Annotated in this window: 16 protein-coding genes, 1 rRNA gene and 1 other annotated feature; all 17 genes read right to left on the bottom strand. The window is 55.1% G+C overall.

Annotation, left to right across the window (positions count from 1 at the left end):
- Window positions 1-148: 148 nt before the first annotated feature.
- Window positions 149-436, bottom strand: a complete 288-nt coding sequence (gene rpsO, locus G7Y43_RS06150) for a 30S ribosomal protein S15 (protein WP_165045130.1) — start codon at window positions 434-436, stop codon at window positions 149-151.
- A 259-nt stretch (window positions 437-695) separates the two neighbouring features.
- On the bottom strand, window positions 696-956 hold the full coding sequence (locus tag G7Y43_RS06145; RefSeq protein WP_165045128.1) for a TIGR03905 family TSCPD domain-containing protein: 261 nt from the start codon (window positions 954-956) through the stop codon (window positions 696-698).
- 48 nt (window positions 957-1,004) lie between these two features.
- A complete protein-coding gene (gene recO / locus G7Y43_RS06140; RefSeq protein ID WP_165045126.1) occupies window positions 1,005-1,775 on the bottom strand; it encodes a DNA repair protein RecO in 771 nt (256 codons plus the stop codon).
- 11 nt (window positions 1,776-1,786) lie between these two features.
- Window positions 1,787-3,286 (bottom strand): PASTA domain-containing protein, encoded by a 1,500-nt coding sequence (locus tag G7Y43_RS06135; protein ID WP_165045124.1) that lies wholly within the window; start codon window positions 3,284-3,286, stop codon window positions 1,787-1,789.
- A 156-nt stretch (window positions 3,287-3,442) separates the two neighbouring features.
- The gene (gene era / locus G7Y43_RS06130; protein ID WP_165045122.1) at window positions 3,443-4,465 is read right to left on the bottom strand and encodes a GTPase Era; all 1,023 of its coding nucleotides are present in this window, start codon (window positions 4,463-4,465) and stop codon (window positions 3,443-3,445) included.
- A 13-nt stretch (window positions 4,466-4,478) separates the two neighbouring features.
- Window positions 4,479-4,919: a diacylglycerol kinase family protein gene (locus tag G7Y43_RS06125; RefSeq protein WP_241158179.1), complete on the bottom strand. Its 441-nt coding sequence runs from the start codon at window positions 4,917-4,919 to the stop codon at window positions 4,479-4,481.
- The gene (ybeY, locus tag G7Y43_RS06120; protein WP_165045119.1) at window positions 4,919-5,374 is read right to left on the bottom strand and encodes an rRNA maturation RNase YbeY; all 456 of its coding nucleotides are present in this window, start codon (window positions 5,372-5,374) and stop codon (window positions 4,919-4,921) included. The genes G7Y43_RS06125 and ybeY overlap by 1 nt, the downstream gene beginning before the upstream one ends.
- Before the next feature lie 17 nt (window positions 5,375-5,391).
- On the bottom strand, window positions 5,392-6,336 hold the full coding sequence (locus G7Y43_RS06115) for a PhoH family protein (protein WP_165045117.1): 945 nt from the start codon (window positions 6,334-6,336) through the stop codon (window positions 5,392-5,394).
- Window positions 6,337-6,365: 29 nt separating this feature from the next.
- Window positions 6,366-8,267 (bottom strand): YgiQ family radical SAM protein, encoded by a 1,902-nt coding sequence (locus G7Y43_RS06110; RefSeq protein ID WP_241158178.1) that lies wholly within the window; start codon window positions 8,265-8,267, stop codon window positions 6,366-6,368.
- 117 nt (window positions 8,268-8,384) lie between these two features.
- Complete coding sequence (locus G7Y43_RS06105; protein ID WP_165045115.1) at window positions 8,385-9,233, bottom strand: DUF4013 domain-containing protein; 849 nt, start codon at window positions 9,231-9,233, stop codon at window positions 8,385-8,387.
- Between the two features lie 265 nt (window positions 9,234-9,498).
- The gene (gene rplL / locus G7Y43_RS06100; RefSeq protein WP_206214365.1) at window positions 9,499-9,870 is read right to left on the bottom strand and encodes a 50S ribosomal protein L7/L12; all 372 of its coding nucleotides are present in this window, start codon (window positions 9,868-9,870) and stop codon (window positions 9,499-9,501) included.
- 80 nt (window positions 9,871-9,950) lie between these two features.
- A complete protein-coding gene (gene rplJ / locus G7Y43_RS06095; protein ID WP_165045113.1) occupies window positions 9,951-10,472 on the bottom strand; it encodes a 50S ribosomal protein L10 in 522 nt (173 codons plus the stop codon).
- Window positions 10,473-10,529: 57 nt separating this feature from the next.
- Window positions 10,530-10,669: a sequence feature (ribosomal protein L10 leader region), on the bottom strand.
- A gap of 230 nt (window positions 10,670-10,899) precedes the next feature.
- On the bottom strand, window positions 10,900-12,954 hold the full coding sequence (locus G7Y43_RS06090; protein ID WP_241158177.1) for a Tat pathway signal sequence: 2,055 nt from the start codon (window positions 12,952-12,954) through the stop codon (window positions 10,900-10,902).
- A 240-nt stretch (window positions 12,955-13,194) separates the two neighbouring features.
- Window positions 13,195-15,879, bottom strand: a complete 2,685-nt coding sequence (gene acnA, locus G7Y43_RS06085) for an aconitate hydratase AcnA (protein ID WP_165045111.1) — start codon at window positions 15,877-15,879, stop codon at window positions 13,195-13,197.
- Window positions 15,880-15,972: 93 nt separating this feature from the next.
- The gene (locus G7Y43_RS06080; protein WP_165045109.1) at window positions 15,973-17,070 is read right to left on the bottom strand and encodes an isocitrate/isopropylmalate dehydrogenase family protein; all 1,098 of its coding nucleotides are present in this window, start codon (window positions 17,068-17,070) and stop codon (window positions 15,973-15,975) included.
- A gap of 99 nt (window positions 17,071-17,169) precedes the next feature.
- Window positions 17,170-17,739 (bottom strand): hypothetical protein, encoded by a 570-nt coding sequence (locus tag G7Y43_RS06075; protein WP_165045107.1) that lies wholly within the window; start codon window positions 17,737-17,739, stop codon window positions 17,170-17,172.
- Between the two features lie 276 nt (window positions 17,740-18,015).
- Window positions 18,016-18,125: ribosomal RNA gene (gene rrf / locus G7Y43_RS06070) — 5S ribosomal RNA — on the bottom strand; the annotation flags it as partial.

Here is an 18,125-nt window from a genome sequence, read left to right as displayed (position 1 = left end):
GTCCCGCATGCCCTATTGCACGCGGACTTCTTCGATGGCGGCTACTTAGGGTTCGGCGCCATCACGACCAGCAACGCCCTTACGCTTCCGGCCGTCTCAGGAGCTTTCGCTCCTAAACGAAGGCCCGCCGAAGCGGGCCTTAGTCCTCTTAGATGTTGTCGCGGATGCCGAGTTTCTTGATGAGAGCGCGGTATTCATCGATATCGCGGTTCTTGATGTACTTCAGCAAGCCGCGACGCTTGCCGATGAGCATCATCAAACCACGGCGAGAATGGTTGTCCTTCTTGTGCACCTTCAGATGCTCGGTGAGGTTACGGATGCGCTCGGTAAGGATCGCAACTTGAACCTCGGAGCTGCCCGAATCGTGCTCGTTCTTACCGAACTCCTTGATGAGCTCAGCGGTGCGCTCTTTGGAAATGCTCAGCTTGTCGGCCATGATGTCCACCTTTCGTCATGCGGGGTTGCTACCCCACCACTCACGCGTGCCATCGGCCAGATGACGCGCGCCTTATTCACTGCCCGACCGCTGAGTACCCATACGACAACCATGAAAACCAAGCGGAAGGGGATGCTGAAAAACACAGCCCATCCATTATAGGGCGCGAACAGCGGAAAACAAGCGAAAAGCCCGCTCGCCACACCTTCCGCACATCATGTGCGCCCTGCCTGTGCCTAGTCAATTTGCGAGGTTAGCACTACCGAATAGCACCCGCAGCGCGCTGCGCCTCGCGCAGCCCCGCCACCAGCTGATCGGCACACGAGGTTGGCTTAGGACCGCAGGTATTACCCTCGAGCAGCTCGGCCACTTGATCGACGGTCATGCCGCGCACCAGCTTAGAAATGGCCTTCAAGTTCCCGTTACAGCCACCAATGAACTGCACATCTCCCACCGTATCACCCTCAAGATCAATGCATATCGCTTGAGCGCAAACGCCTCGAGTTATATACGTGTACATATATTGCTTCCTTTCCTTCTTCACATGCTTTCGAAACGGATCGCCTCGTCAGAACAATCCGCAGGAGAACAGAAAATCGAGCGACTTCAGATTCGCGCCCACATGATACTGCGTCCAGCGTTGGCAAAGCCGCAATGCACCGAAGCTACCATTCCGGTCAACCGTCATACCTGATATTTGCTCGAATGTCGAGTACAGCAGCGTCTCTGACCACGCGAGTGCAGCAGCAGGCATCGCCACCGACTCACATCGTCGCGCACAGGCGGGGCACACCACGCCACCCTCTTCGCACGAAACGGGCACGAGCTCCTGACATGTGCGCAGATTGATTGTCGCATCACAGCAAACGCAACGCGTAAGCTGCGGCTTAACACCCGAAAACGCCAGCGTTTTCAATAGCAACGCGGCGCACATGGCCAGCGCATGGTCGACATCTGCGGCAGCCATGGCGGAAAACGCCGTAGACGACAGCGCAAACAACTTACAGTTTGAAAGCCCTGTCTGCGACACCTTCCCCAAAAGCTCAGCCCCTGCAGAAGCACAGGTTGACAGTTCAAGCGAACTCCTGAGAGCAACGTTGCTGGCATTAAGGCGAACTTCCTTCACGATGTCGAGGTTTCTACCCTTCGCCAGCAGCATATCAACGTGAGAATACAGTTCAAGACGCGCAGCGAACGAACTCGTCGGTTTGCGTGCCCCTTTGGCAACCGCGCGCACCTGAGAGCCATCATCGGCCAAAAACGTAACAATCAGGTCGCTTTCGCCGAGTTTGGTTCGGCGAAGCACTATCGCACGAGCGGTATACGTAGCCGTTGACACAAGCTACGCCCTTATGACACACTCACGATGTTGTTGTTGGCGTCCCATACGATAACGCCCGACTTCTGTTTGTTCGACCCGTACACTGTTTCACCGTCGAGTACGGTAACAGCAGCACACGTGACCGTAAATGACGTAGTGTCATTACCTTCGTAGGCAACCGAATCAACCGACATGATCGCATAGCTCACCCCGCCAAGCGTGATGCTGCCAGCTCCTTGCAGATAGTTCATCGCCGCAGCCTCGAGCTCGGCACCGCGCGATTTTGCAAGCTGAATAACCACAACAGACCCACTCGGCAGCTTCTCGCCCGCTGCGGGATCTGTCCCTAAAACGGTACCCTCGGCGACAGAGTCGTCGTACACGTAGGCGACATCGTAAACGTACCCTTCACCTTCGATGGCAGCAATCATTTCGTCCCAAGTAAGACCCATCACGTCCGGAACGCAATACGGAGCAGTAACGGTAACGGTGATACTCGTGACCGCTTTTGCCTTCTCACCAGCTGCAGGCGTCACGCCCACGACCAGCCCTTCCTGCTCATCGGATTTCTGAGTTTCCACCTTCACCTGCTCAAATCCCTCTTGTTCGAGCAAAGCGAGCGCTTCATCACGCTGCATGCCAACAACATTAGGGATACTTCTCGACTGCGAAACATGGATGACAACCTCCGAGCCAGCCGACACGCGGGAGTCAACGCCAGGATCAACCATGAGCACGAGCCCTTCAGTTTCATCCGACTTGACCTTTGTTTCACGCACGGAAAAGCCTTTACTCTCGAGCATAAAGGTCGCATCAGCCTGCGTGAGCCCCACTACATTGGGAATAGTCTTGCCACCCCACATTTCGAATTGATACGTCAAGCCCAACGCCGCCACACCAATTGCAATCAAGCACACGGCAACGAGAAGCCCTGCCTTTAACTTGCCGGAGCGCTTGGGAGTCTTCTGCTTTTGGTCTTGCTTTTGTTCTTGCTGCGCCTGTCTGCGAGCCTGCTCTTGCGTCTGTTCAGCCTGTTTTAGCTTCTTCGCCGTATCCCCTTTGCGGAACAAGCCCTTCTTTTCGTTTTGATCGGGCGCACGGAAATCACGGCGCGGAACAGATGGCGCGTCATCGATGCGAGGCAACTCCATCGTGTCACCCGAGTTCCATGACACGCGCGGCGGCACATACCCAGGTTCAACGAGACATTCGTCAAAACCACGAAGATCGAGCGTAAATTCGGATTGAGGAAGATCCTCTTCATCATCGCTTTCGTCATCGCGGTGCACAGCGACATGCGGCCCCGAATGGAACGGGGCAGCATCCAACGATTCGAGACTGTCGGACGGCTTTGCGTCGCCATCTATATCGACAGCTTCGAGTTCCTGCGTCCGATCGACATCTGCCGCAGAGTTACTAAGATCAGCCGCATCCGACTCAGGAACTATTTCAGGAAGCAACGGCCTGCCACATTCGTCACAGAACTTCGCGCCTTCCCTGTTTTCCGATCCGCATTGAGAGCAAATCATACGCACGCTTTCTCGCAAAACCCAACCGAGGGAATTGTATCCCAAGCACGTGGCTTTTCTTGGGTCTTACCTGCTCCCAAGCCAAAACATGCACCAACATTCCATGCCGCGCGATACACTACTATGTATCGGCGTGCACAGCGCGAGCGCACCCTCTTATTCCCCGTAGCCAAACCGCCTGATTTGGTTTGCGTCGCGTCTCCAGTTTTTCTTCACCTTTACTTCGAGGTCAAGATACACCCTGGTACCCAAAAGTTGCTCTAAATCGGCACGCGCTTCGGTACCAATACGCTTGATAGCAGCGCCACGTTTGCCAACGATGATACCCTTCTGACTTTCGCGCTCCACATAAATGGTCGCGGCAATACGGTGAAGGTCCTTTTTGCGATCGTAGTCCATATGATCGACCGCAACACCAATGGCGTGCGGCACCTCATCGCGGAAACCGCGCAGTATCTTTTCACGCACGAACTCCGCAACGACTACCTCGATAGGCTGGTCGGTATCCATGTCGGCGGGAAACCACATCGGTCCCTGCGGCAGCAGAAACTCAACTTCCTCAATGAATGCATCAATGTTGTGGTGGCGTGTCGACGACAACCCCACCATTGCATCCCAGTCGGCAAGCGCTTCGGCAGATGCACGCTGCACTGCCAGCGCTTCACCACGCACCAAATCGGTCTTCGACAGCACGCAGATTTTGCGAGCTCGGCTTCGGCGGATTTGCGCAGCAACCCATTCGTCTCCACGGCCGATAGGTTGCGACGAGTCGATAACCATTGCCACCACGTCAACGTCCTCAAGGGCTTTCAGTGCGCTAACGTTCAACTCTTCACCCAGCGCATCGTGCGGCTTATGTAGGCCCGGCGTATCTACGATGACAATCTGCGAACTCTCGCGCGTTAGCACGGCACGGAATCGATGGCGCGTTGTCTGGGCCGTGTTCGACGTGATGGCAATCTTTTTTTCCATAACGGCGTTCAGCAGCGTCGACTTGCCCGCATTCGGGCGTCCGACAAGCGTCACGAAACCCGATTTGAACACCGCGCCGTCCGATACATTCGCGTCTTGCTCATGACATACGTCACCCGATGGCGCACCAGGAAACTCAACCACACCTGCAGCCAGCGCCTCTTCTTCGTCCCAATCCGTCGGATCGAATACCTCAAAGTCGTTCATAAGCTTGGCCTTTCTAAAGCAGCGCGAGCAAGGGCCCGCCAAAAACAGCAATCGCCACAGCAACCGATCCCAACGCGCACAGCAACACGCACCCCGCAGCGCAATCCTTCGCATGGCGAGCGAATTCGGAGTAGCCGGGCGACACCGCATCGACAATGAGCTCAATTGCGGTGTTCATGCATTCGGTCGCAGTCACTAAAGCAATGCAAATCGCAACCGCCGCCCACGAGTGAGCATCGATACGCAGCCACACTCCCAAGACAATGGCGAGCACAGCAAATGCAAGATGTATCTTCATGTTGCGCTGCGTAACAACGGCATATCCAATGCCCCGCGCCGCATACAGAAACGAGTGTGGAAGTGTCGTGTGACCAGCAGCGTACGGCGCACCATCGTGCGAAAACCGTTCGCAGTTTCCGCAGTCCAACCGCGATACGCGCTCTTTATTGGACATTAGCGCTTTGCCCATTCGGCGAGCAGCTCGGCTTCGCGAGTCTCCATAACCTCGGCCTCATCGTCTTCAATATGGTCGTAACCGCACAGATGCAACAGTCCGTGCACGAGCAGCAGACTGATCTCTTCCTCAAAGGTAGTACCGAACTCCTGCGTCTGGCGAGCGGCGACGTCAGGTGCGATAACGATGTCGCCCAACTCGTACACTTCGCCATCGCCTACCGCCGGCATTTCGTCGTCAATGCCATCACATTCGAACGACAGCACGTCGGTCGGACCGATCTTTCCGCGATAACGCTCGTTCAGTTCGGCAATGATCCCGTCTTTCACGAAGTTGATGGATACTTCAGTCATAGACGGTTGCTGTTCACGCACCAAAACGAACTGCGTTAGCTCGTGCAGTGGCATGCGCTCAAGATCATCAAAACGGTAATCGTAATTGATTTGTATTTCCATAGGTTACACTCCCGCCTTTACGCTTTTTCGTATGCCGCTACGATGGAGGCCACGAGCGAATGCCTGACAACATCACTTCCCGTGAACTCACAGAAAGCAATATCGTCGATACCGCCAAGAATACGCTGGGCTCCTTTCAAACCCGATACCCCACGGGGAAGATCGAGCTGCGTGACGTCACCGGTTACAACCATCTTTGTTCCGAATCCTAAACGCGTTAAAAACATCTTCATCTGCTCGGGCGTCGTGTTCTGCGCTTCGTCCAAGATAACGAAACTGTTGTTGAGCGTACGCCCTCGCATGAACGCCAACGGCGCGATCTCGATAATGCCATTCTCGAGCAGCTGCCCAGCCTTCTCCATATCAGTCATGTCGAAGAGCGCATCGTAGAGCGGTCGGATGTACGGATCAACCTTCTCGGTAAGCGTTCCTGGAAGAAACCCCAGGTTCTCCCCCGCCTCAACAATGGGACGGGTGAGCACGATGCGGTCGACCTCTTTGCGCTTCAGCGCCGCCACGGCAAGCGCCATAGCCAGGTAGGTTTTACCTGTGCCAGCTGGTCCAATACCGAACGTGACAGTATGCGAGCGAATGGCGTCAACATAGCGCTTTTGCCCCGTCGTCTTCGGACGAATGGCGCGGCCGCGGTACGTGAGCAGGATATCCTCGCGCAATGCATCGGGCGAAAATGCCGCCGAACGCAACAACTCAACAAAGTGGGTAACGTAGTCGGCCGTGGCGATTTCGCCCCTTTCAGCCCGCTTAATCAGATCAGAGAACAACGCGGTTAGCGTTTGTACCTCGGATGGATCGCCTTCGAGCGCAATAACATTACCACGCACGGTCACCCGCGAAGAAAACGCAGCTTGGATGGCGCGCAGGGCTTCGTCGGCAGGCCCAACAAGAAGCGTCATATCGACGCTTCCGGGAACAGTAAGTGAGATTTGAGTCGCTTCAGTCATGGCCGACATTGTAACACGATCACCATGCTCTACCGGCGCTTCTTGCGCGCTTTGCCTTTGGTCTCGCCGCTCCCGCCGCCGCACGAACGCGAGGGACTGTTCCCTCCGCCATGCGGACGCGAGGGACTGCTACCCTTCTTTGGACGCACCAGGCATTCGCTCCCATAGCCGATAAGGTCAGTACGACCTGCTTTTCGCAGCGCCTCGCACACCAAATCGCGGTTTTTCGGATTTCGATACTGAATAAGAGCCCGCTGCAGCGCCTTCTCATGTGGACTTTTCGGCACAAAAATTGGCTCCATCGTGCGGGGATCCACACCAGTCGCATACATACAGGTTGACACCGTCGAGGGTGTCGGGTAGAAGTCCTGCACCTGCTCGGGCATGTACCCTAAATCGCGTACATATTCGGCAAGTTCAATGGCAGCATCAAGCGTCGAACCCGGATGCGACGACATCAGATACGGCACGAGATACTGCTTCTTTCCGAGCTCGTCGTTGAGCTGAGCATAGCGTTTTACGAAACGCGTGTATGCCTGGTTTTCCGGCTTGCCCATCGCCTGCAGTACCGTATCAGACACATGCTCGGGGGCGACCTTCAACTGACCGCTCACGTGGTATTCGGTGAGCTCACGTAGGAAGTCATCACCGCAAGTAGTATCGGCCAACACGTAATCGAAGCGGATGCCCGAACGGACGAACACCTTCTTCACACCGGGAAGCATTCGCAGCTTACGCAGGAGTGCCCGGTAATCGGAGTGATCAGCCTCAAGCTTCCGACACGGCTTGGGTGCCAGGCAACGCTTTCCCACACACGCGCCCCGCTTGAGCTGAGCAGCACATGCTGGTTGCCGAAAATTCGCGGTCGGGCCTCCCACGTCGTGCAGATAACCCTTGAAGTCGGGGTCTTGTGTGATCAAGCGTGCCTCATCAATAAGCGATTCATGGCTGCGCGACTGTATGATGCGCCCCTGATGGAACGTAAGCGCACAAAACGAACATTCACCGAAGCACCCCCGGGCGCTTGTCAGGCTGAACTTAACTTCACGGATTGCAGGCACACCACCAGCGGCTTCGTAGGAAGGATGGTATGCGCGCATATATGGCAGACGATACACGGCGTCCATTTCCTGCTGTGTGAGCGGCTGCGCTGGCGGATTCTGTACGACATACAGGTGGTCGGAATATGGCTCAACTAAACGCTTTCCCTGAAATGGGTCGCTGTTGGCGTACTGCACCTGAAAGCTGCGGGCATATTGCAAGCGATCATCAAGCATGCTCTGATACGACGGGAGTTCAACAGCATCGTACACGTGTTCAAGCGATGTTGTGCGGTACACCGTGCCGTCGATAAACGTGATATCACGGATATCTAAGCCAGCATCGAGTGCTTCAGCAATTTGAATAACGGAATGCTCTCCCATGCCATACGACACCAGGTCAGCGCCGGAGTCAAGGAGGATCGACCTTTTCATGCGATCGGACCAGTAATCATAATGGGCCATCCTACGCAAGCTCGCCTCGATACCGCCTAGGATAATGGGCACGCGCTTGTACGTGCGCCGAATAAGGTTGCTGTACACAACCGTCGCATGATCGGGACGCAATCCCATGCGCCCACCTGGCGAATAGGCGTCGGTTTTACGACGGCGCTTTGCCACCGTATAGTGGTTCACCATGGAATCCATGTTCCCCGACGACACAAAAAAGCCCAAGCGCGGCTCATCGAACACAGTCATACTCGCTGGATCACGCCAATCAGGCTGCGCGATGACGCCCACTTTAAACCCGTTCGCCTCAAGCAACCGCGTGATGATGGCAGCGCCGAACGAGGGGTGGTCTACGTATGCGTCACCACACACGTAGACGAAGTCAACCTGATCCCACCCTCGATCAAGCATCTCATCTCTGCTTATCGGAAGAAAGCCCACGCGACGCACCTGCCAAGCCGTATTGATTCAAACCCTTGTTGCAATTCAGTGTAGCGAAACCCCACACCACCGGCAAACCCACGTGCGCACAAGACATCCCACCTACATGCCTTCAAGTTATATACGGGAGCTTTGCGCTTCCTCGAACGGCAGGGGATCATCCTGACCCCGCCAATGAGCAACGTCGAACTGAGCTGTCCAATGCCCAAGTGCACGGACGACTATCGTCGTCGCGAACACCATCATCGCCGAGACGAGCGCCGAGCACAAACACAACGAAGCAATCACGCAAAATGCTGCGAACAGCGCCATGCCGAAGCCCCGCGGCCAGACATGAGCACCTCCCCCTGATACGATCCATGCAACAAGCAGGCCAAGCCCCTCAATAACGATCATTAAAACAAGAACAACCCCCACAGCAGCAAGCGAGAGTAAGGCAGCCATACCGGCGATGCGCAGCAGTCCGTTCATATCGTAGCGGATCATCGTCCAAATGCGGTTTATCTGCAAACCCGAAGCAAGCCGTCCGTAAATGCTTGCACGCATCGAGCCCACCAACGCGAACATAACAGCAATGAGCGATGCCGCCAGTGTGATCATCGGAGTGGCAACATGCGCAACTGGCACCAAGTTAAGGAAGCGTTCAGCTACGCTGCCGCCAACGTCGGACACGCCTTCATACAAACACGACAGGAGAAAAGGAGCAAGACTAAACAGAAACAGTATGACCAAAACAGAGGCGCCCCGACTATACAGCAAGCCGTCGACGTTTCCGAAAATACGAGCAGGAAGCGGCGCACGCACGCCCCAAGCGATCTCACGCGCCCAACCAAACAGGTACCCAAGAACCACGATCCACCCGAATACAGGGATAAGACTCACCAGCGTCAAAAGGAGCAGCTTGCCAACCCAACCTGGCGAACCACTAACATCACTCCAAGCTGTATCGAAATAGCCTTGTTGCACGAATGCTCCTATCCTGCGTTTCCTTACAATGGGAAGAACGCCCTAGTATGAGTACACCGCACCGAGTTTCAATCAGCGCTTCCCCTGAAACTATACGACGTAGCAATCCATGCGCGCAAAGCGGTTACCACGCTGTCACTTTCCACTGCACAACGAAAAGCGAGGGTCCTGCAGATAATGCAAGAATCCCTCGCTTCGTACGTGACATCATTGTGCAGTATGCGCGACAACGCCTTTGTTTTCGCTCATAGAGCGGAGAAGCTCTTTACTTCAAGGTAACGGCAGCGCCGGCTTCCTCGAGCTTAGCCTTAATCTCTTCAGCCTTCTCCTTGGCGATGCCCTCCTGGATGGCCTTCGGAGCGCTCTCCACGACCTCCTTGGCCTCCTTCAGGCCCAGGCTGGTGATCTCGCGGACAACCTTAATGACGGCGATCTTGTTGTCACCGAAGCCCTCGAGCACGACGTCGAACTCGGTCTTTTCCTCGGCAGCGGCAGCACCATCAGCCGGAGCAGCGGCCATAACGGCAGCCGGGGCGGCGGCGGAAACACCAAAGGTTTCCTCAATCATGGAAACAAGCTCGCTGGCCTGCAGAAGGGTCATTTCCTTCAGCGCCTCAATGATCTCTTCGTTGGTCATTTCAATTCCTTTCGTTTCGCTGCGCTCATGCAGCTTGTTTTCTCACTATAGAGGCGCGCGTCACCGCGCGCATGCAGCGCTTACGCTGCGGGCTTTTGCTCGGACACCGCCTTGATGGCACGAGCCAAGCCACTGGGCACGCCGTTGACGCACACGGCAAGGCCGCGGGCAACGCCGCTGATGGCACCAGCGATCTGGGCGAGCAGCTGCTCGCGAGACGGCAGCGAGGCAATGGCCTCCACCTGATCGGCATCCACGAACGCGCCGTCCATCATGCCGCCCTTGATGACCAAGTTCGGGTTCGTCTTCGCGAACTCCTTGATCGCCTTAGCCGAAGCGGCAACGTCGTTGCCGGAGAAGACGAATGCGGACGGACCTTCCAGCACAACGTCCAAATTCGGCAGCTCGAGTTCCTCGAGAGCGATGTGCATGAGCGTGTTCTTATACACTTTCATGCGAGCATCTGCTTCACGAATCGTACCGCGAAGCGCTTCGATTTCCTTCACGCTCAGGCCGCGGTAGTCCACAACCCACATCGCGTTTACGCCGTCCAGATCACCCTTAATCTTCTCAAGCGTTTCCTGGTTCTTCAAATTGGGCATGCAATACACCTCCTTCTCTTCCAAGCTCGGGTTCCGCCCATCTACGGGTGGGATCGTCACTCGAAAGAACGACCCCCGCCGTTTGAGACAGCGGGGGTCGTCGAAAGCGTGAGCTTGCAATGACCACCTCGGCGGGCCGCACTCATGCGTTTAAGCCTTTCGGCACCTGCTGTCTGCAGCAGCGGAACGGTTTCTCTTTCACTACCTCGCAAAAGGCAGCTTGTCCATTTTTACATCACGATTCAATTTGTCAAGGGGAAGCCGACAGTTACTCGGCTTCCCCACAAAAGATCAATAGCGTGCTCGACTGCTCGGCTCACTCAACAAAGCGTGCCCGAGCCTCTTGCTTCACAGGATGTGGCTGGCTTTATACCTTAGCAGCCCTATCTCATCCAGCAGCCTACACATCCGTGAAAGCGACATCGTATTAGACGTCAACCGTAGCCGCATCATCCTTTGAAGCATCACCTTCACCCGATGCTTGATCATCCGCTGAAGCATCGTCGGCTGGTGTGCCATCAGCAGAAGCCTGCGTATCATCAGCAAGAGCGCGCCCCTTAACCGAGATAATCTCGCTCACTGCACACAGCGTGCCACCTTCCACATAGGTAAACGAAACTTCATCGCCCTCTTTAAACCCAACCACCTCAATCAGCGCCGGAATAGCGAAGTCGTAGATGTTGTCATCGCCCACAAGCGTCACGTAGAAGTGGGAGTTACCCTCCACCACCGCCTGTGCGATGTGGTCGATAACGCCCGTCGCTGTAGTACCCTCGATTGGTGTTTCGGAATCGACCGCAACACCATTCGTGGCGAGTAGCGTCTCGTAGGCCTTTTGACATTCCGCCACCGTCGCACCGATCGCAACGTTTTGGTAGCGTTGAATATCGACCATTGCGAACTGCTTCACCAAACCAGCGTCATCCTTCAACGACATGAAGTACGTGGGCTGATTCGATACGTTAATAAGCAACGGGAACGTGGCACTATAGCGCAAGTTTTGCACCTGGCCCTCGGCCGACTGCATCGCCGATTCTTCAGTCGCACCCGATACGGAGTAGAAATGCGACTCAGCAGTACGTTGGTTAACTAACACGAAGCCCACAATCGAATTGTCCGCCGTAGCGGAGGTGACTCCGGTGTACACCCACACGTCATCATCCTTGGCGATGTAGTTGTACCCAAGCTGACCATCGGCACCCGGCGTTGTTTGCACCACACCCGACTGTCCGAGCCACGAGTTCAGCCAACCATTCGAGTACCGTCCGCTCCAGTTGTACTGCTGAATGAGCAGGTTTGCAGGATACGCACGGTCAACCCACTGTGGAACCTCATCAATGGCAAGATCCTGACACTCTCCTGTTGTAGCATCACACATGACCACACGATTGACGGTCGTTCCACCGAACAAACCAATCGTTCGTGTTTGCACCGGACAGATCCACCACGGACGACCGTCTTCGTCTATCTCAAAGGACTTCTCATCGAACATATAGAAGGGGTACTTCAACTGAACGTGGCGATCGATGTTTCGAACCAATGGTTCAGACTGCGAGTAATGGATGGGGTTGTCACCCAACCGTACGATCTCTGCATCCTGTGTAGTCATATCAACAAGCGAGTATGCCGGGATACCCTGTTCACGATTCGTGAACCATTTAAACAGGTCGGCGTAGCCCAAGGGACTGACGCGCACTGGCGAACTCTGGTAGTTGATCTGGCTGTATAGCGGGGATATCTCGAACTGGCTCACGTACTCGGCGATAGAACCCATTTCACGATTGCCGAGTAGTATCGCAGAATCGCGGTCGATAACGGGAATCTCGGAATAATCAACCTGTTGTATATCTGTCGCAAAGTCGAGAGTGTCGGTTTGCAGGATGTTCGCGTATTTCGAGGCATTACCAGGAAACAGTGCAAGCGACATCAGGGAGCCCACAACGCCTACCACCACTACAGCAACCGGCAAAAACGACGCCACACGGAACGCCTTTGCTTTCCCAGGATTCGCCTCAACCTTGCTGGTTCCCCGCTCATAGGTTTTCGATTTCATTCGCAGGAAGATAAAGCAAGGCAGTACGATAAACACCACAACGAATGTCCACGTGTCCACGCTATGCACGTTGATGGGCGGATGGAACCACCAATATGCCGCCGCAAGCACAACGATAGCCAGAATAACGAACACGATAAGCGCACGTTTTCCCCAGGTGTGCATGTTGTCGAAGAATGGGATGTTAACACCCATTCCATCAAACGGGTTCCCCGGACCACCTCCCGCACGGCGAGTATGACCCGAATCGCCCGGGGCCTTGCCGCCAGCAGACGCTGTAAACGGACGACTCTGTTCACCAACGCCCGATCCATCGGCAGTCTGCGCGCGCCGTGGTCCATCCGCATCGGGGTCTGCTCCAAAGTCGACGTTCATCCCCGACATCTTAAGAGCCTCGATCAGCGCGTCGAATCCTGAAGGTTGCTTCATGTGATCACCTCATAGCAATGTTGGCAGTTATCGTGTCACTATACACGAAAACACCCGACCGCATGCGACGATCGGGTGCTCCCGTGACACTTTCGTTACCATGGACCGTGCGTGAACCTGCCTCAAGCTCTTTGGCATGCCAAGCCTACACGCCTTCCACCCAAACGGGACAGCTTCCCAAGCAAACTTCGAAAGTACGCCCTACGCAAACCAACAAGACAGCCCTATCAGGATAAACCGCTACATGTCTTGCGCAACAAGCTGTCGAAGCACGTACTGCAAGATACCTCCGTGCTCGTAGTAGCGACCTTCGGTTGGTGTATCGATGCGCACCACAGCCTTAAACGTCGTGCTTGAACCATCCGCACGCACAGCTTCAATCTCCACCTCAGCCGGTTCGGGTAAGCCACTCGAGAAATCAACCGCACCGATCGTGTAGCGCTCCGTACCATCAAGACCAAGATGCTCCGCGTTTTCACCATCCTTGAACTGTAGTGGCAACATACCCATGCCAATGAGGTTCGACCGATGAATGCGCTCGAAGCTTTCTGCGATGACAGCGCGTACGCCGAGCAATGCTGGCCCTTTCGCCGCCCAATCGCGCGACGATCCACTGCCGTACATCTTGCCTGCCAACACCACGAGTGGTACGTCTTGCTTTGCATAGCGTTGCGACGCATCGAAGATAGTGTCTATCTTGTTGTTCAAAACATCGAGTGTCCAACCACCACGACGCCCTTCTGCTAGCAGATTTTGCAACTTCACGTTGGCGAACGTTCCGCGCATCATCACCTCATGATTACCGCGTCGGCTTCCATACGTGTTGAAATCCGCATCCGCCACGCCACGTTCGTGCAAATAGCGCGCCGCCGGAGAGTCCGGTGCAATGGCACCCGCCGGGGAAATGTGGTCGGTGGTGATAAAATCGCCGAAGCGTCCGATAGCAACCGCATGATCGATAGCTGCTGGCGATGAAGGATTGTACCCCATGCCGTCGAAATACGGTGCGCGGCGCACATATGTCGAATTCTCATTCCACGCAAATAAATCACTCTGGTCGGCACCAAGAGCCTGCCATGCTTTATCTCCCTCATACAGGCCCCGCGAACCTTCGCGATACAAATCGGCTGTGACAAAACGCTCCATCAGATCGGCCAACTCAGCTTCGTCGGGCTGGATATCAGCCAAATAGACTGGTTCCCCTTGATCGTTAAGCCCAAGTGAGTCGGAACTCAAGTCGACGTCCATCGTGCCTGCCAGCGCATACGCAATCACGTTCGCCGGAGCCATCAGGTAGTTCTGTGACACATCGGGAGAGATGCGACCTTCGAAGTTACGATTACCCGACAAGACACTCGCAAGCTCAATCTCGTCAGCAACGTCGTGCATAGAATCGATAATCGGACCCGAATTACCAATACAGCTCATGCAGCCGAACCCGCATGTGTAAAAGCCCAATTGTTGCAAGCCTTCCAGCAATCCAGCTCGCTCGAGCAGAAGCTCAGTCGCATGGCTACCTGGTGCCAAAATGGTCTTCACCCACGGCTTCGGGGCAAGGCCCTTATCGGCGGCGTTGCGCGCCATAAGGCCGCATGCCAGCATCATTGCCGGATCGGTCGCTGTTGTGCAGCTGGTAACCGCAGCAATAGCAATAGCCCCATGGCTTAAACGATGCGTCTGACCTGCAACACTCACGTCAACCGCTTTCGACCGGTCAAGACCGCGCTGCTCGCAAACGGCTTCGAAACGGCCACGCGCATCGGCTAAAGCAATGCGGTCGTGAGGCCGCGACGGACCGGCGACATTACGTGTCACCTCGGACAGATCAATCTCAACGACATCTGAATACGTGCGCGCGGAGACACCCGCATCAAGCCACAGACCCTGTGCTTTCGCATACGCTTCAACCAGCGCGACCTGCTCATCACTGCGACCGGTCAACCGCAAGTAGTCAAGCGTCCGATCATCCACGGGGAACAGCGTGCACGTGCTGCCGTACTCGGGCGTCATATTCGATATACAAGCACGCTGCGTGGCAGACAAACCCGACACACCTTCGCCATAACACTCGACGAAGCAACCAACCACACCTTTGGCACGCAGCTCGCTTGCGAACGTAAGCGCCACGTCCATGGCCGTCACGCCCGGCCGCAATGCACCGGTGAGGTGCACACCCACCACGCGCGGTACCAACGTTGTGATCGGCTGTCCAAGCGCCGCGGCTTCGGCTTCAATGCCACCAACACCCCAGCCCAGAACACCAATACCGTTCGCTGTCGGCGTATGAGAATCGGTTCCCACCAGCGTATCGAAATAGACAACTGGCGTTTCGTCAACACCTACCAAACCATTCGGCGACTTCATGACTACGTCCGCAAACTGCTCGATGTTCAGCTGATGACAAATACCCATTCCTGGCGGGACAATACGCACATTCTCGAAAGATTCCTGTGACCATTTCAAGAAGTCATAGCGCTCCTTGTTCCGCTGAAACTCAAGCTTCATATTCGCCGCAAGCGAACCGGCACATCCCGCCTCGTCAGCAATCACCGAATGATCAATAACCAAATCGCAAGGAATCTGCGGGTTGATCTTCTTTGGATCACCACCAAGCTCGGCACACGCCTCGCGCATAACGGCGAAATCAACAAACACTGGCACACCCGTAAAATCTTGGAATAGCACACGAGCCGGAGAGAACTCAACTTCTTCGCCTACACAACCAGCAAGGCCCGCTTCCACAATGCGACGAGCGTTTTCTTCGGCCGCCTCAGACGTGCGTGCGGTGCGCAAGGCGTTTTCAAGCACAACTGTCAGCGAATAGGGCAACTTTTCGCTTCCCGGGATGGTTGACACCGGAAAATACGTATACGACGCTTCGCCAACCTGCAACGACGTAGCGAATCTCGAATCAACGACGGCCATCAAACCCCTCTTTCCTCATAAGAATGCAGCTTTTCCGCCGCAACAGCATACGAACGCGAAAACCGCGAGCTACCGCAAGTACCATAGAATCGGTTACGCCAGCTTTCCCATTGCCTCAATGAGGGCATCGGTAAACTCCGTGCAACCAACTGCTGGCGCGTCTGACTTCGTCGCCCACCGAATATCAGCCGTCAAGCTTTGACCCTCAGCGTAAACGACACGAACCGCCTCTCGAATGCGACGCGCAGCTTCAAGCTCTCCCAAATGATCGAGCATCATGGCCGCCGACAGAATTTCAGCAGTCGGATTCGCCTTATCCTGTCCCGCGATGTCGGGAGCTGATCCATGCACGGCCTCAAACACAGCATATTCTTCGCCGATATTCGCACCTGGGGCAATTCCTAAGCCGCCCACCAATCCCGCAGCCAAATCGCTTGCAATATCGCCATACAAGTTGGGAAAAACCACAACATCAAACTGCGACGGATCGATAACCATGTTCATACAGAACGCATCGACGATCTTGTCGTCGAAGGCAACCCTTCCTTCGTATTCTTTAGCAACCTCGCGCGCCTCACGCAAGAACAGACCATCGGAGTACTTCATGATGTTCGCCTTATGTACGGCAGTAACCTTCTTGCGCCCGTGCTTGACCGCATAGTCGAAAGCATAGCGAACGATGTTGCGCGTCGCAGTGATGGAAATAGGCTTGATGGAAATGCCAGAATCTGAGCGGATGACCCCCGCATCCTGTTCTTTACAGAACGCGATCAGATCGGATGCCGCCTGCGAACCCTCTTCAAACTCGACGCCAGCATACAGATCTTCTGAATTCTCTCGAACAATCACCAGATCAACATCGTTATAGCGCCCACCAGCACCTTCAATAGAAAACACGGGACGTAAGCACACGTATAGGTCAAGCGTCTTACGTAACGCCACATTTACGCTGCGAAAGCCCGTTCCCACCGGTGTCGTACATGGACCTTTAATTGCAACCTTGTTGCGCTTCACCGCTTCGATGGTAGCGTCTGGAAGCGGTGTCCCGCATTCCTCGGCACATGCTGCACCAGCCTTCGCAAGCTCCCATTCAATATCCGCGCCGCTCGCTGCGACGACGCGCTGCATGGCAGCCGACGTTTCGAGACCGATGCCGTCACCAGGAATGAGCGTTACAACATGACGAGACATAGATGCACTCCTCTCAAGCTGACATCATAGCAATGCGTAAGCGTTGTAATGATGTCATACAATAACGGGGTTGCGCAAAACGCAGGACGAAATGACGTTTTATGCACGCAAATTGTCGAGTATCTGCTGCGTGCGGCGTTTCAGTGAACCCTTGCCGTTCTTCGCGTCGAAACTCACACGCGCCGCAAGTGCCTCTTTTACCTCATCATCGAGATCACCCGACGCGAACGCAGCTACAGCATTCAACATATCATGGAACTCCGCATCACCGTGATAGCATTGGATCGCCTCTTCAATCAACGGCCACGCTCTCTTCGAACGCTCTACGTCCGTCGCACCGTACGCACAAAGAAACCTCAACGCCGACAACCGTACGAACCCGCTTCCTTCTTCGAAGAGAGCATCTTCAGCAGCAGGAAACACGTCATCACCAATTGAGGGGTCATACGCTGCCAGAGCAGACAAAGCTTTGAAGCATTCCCAGCGCGTTCGCGCCTCACGACAATCAAGAGCAGCTACAAGGGCTGAAGCAAACGGTGTCAGCGCTTGCGGATTAACTTGGGCATATTCACTCATGGCAATTGCGGCGTTTTGCCGCTCGCGACGAGATTCAGACGCAAGCTGCGCGACCGTATCCCCAAGATCTTGTTCGGTATAATCAGACGTCATTTATAACCTTCTTACGCAGAGATCCTCATTTGCGGTTGAAATTATACCGCGCGATCACAGCAAATCGAAGTTAAGAAGACAAAGCCGACTCATTCGTCAGAGCGAAATCTATCCTGGAATAGTTCAATAGTGATGCCAACCGATAAATCCCCCATCCAAGCCCCGCCACGCACGTCCAAGCAAGCAAAAGGCCCCGCACGATACGGGGCCTTGTTTGTTGTTGTGGGATAAAGGGGCCAAACACACATGTGACACTAAGCACACATGTGCCCCCCGCGAGCGCGGCACCCTATCCTCCCACGGGCTTGCCCCGCAGTACTTTCGGCGATGGCGGGCTTAACTACCGAGTTCGGAACGGTATCGGGTGTGTCCCCGCCTCCATGGCC

The organism is Adlercreutzia sp. ZJ138 (genome assembly GCF_011038935.1).
Taxonomy (GTDB): domain Bacteria; phylum Actinomycetota; class Coriobacteriia; order Coriobacteriales; family Eggerthellaceae; genus ZJ141.
Note: the sequence above shows the minus strand (reverse complement) of the source record. Positions and strands in the feature narration are given on the sequence as shown.